Origin of the sequence: Rubrivivax albus (assembly GCF_004016515.1) — a bacterium.
Taxonomy (GTDB): Bacteria; Pseudomonadota; Gammaproteobacteria; order Burkholderiales; family Burkholderiaceae_C; genus Rubrivivax; species Rubrivivax albus.
The window spans coordinates 1-255 of record NZ_SACT01000068.1; the positions used below are offsets into that span (position 1 = coordinate 1).

A 255-nucleotide genomic window follows, 5' to 3' on the forward strand; every position below is an offset into this window, starting at 1 on the left:
GCGGTGGCCGAGCCGTCCGGGATCTTCTGCCGCTGCTGGCCCATCCACTGGTGCAGCGCGTCGGCCACGGGCCGTGATCGTCGTCGTCGGGCCTCGAGCCGGGCCTGGCTGTGGGCCTTGGCCACTTCTCGCTCGACGTCGTAGAGCTCGCCGAAGAACTTCAGCGCCTGCTCGCCCACCTGGCTGCCGTGGTTGGCCCACAGCTCGTGGAACTTGCGCCGCGCGTGCGCCATGCAGCCCACCTCGGTCACGCCG

The 255-nt window shown here is 71.4% G+C and carries 1 protein-coding gene; it reads right to left on the bottom strand.

The genetic code is table 11. The features are described 5' to 3' along the window. On the bottom strand, positions 1 to 255 hold a 255-nt coding region (locus ENE75_RS24765; protein ID WP_158289106.1), incomplete at both ends, for an IS66 family transposase.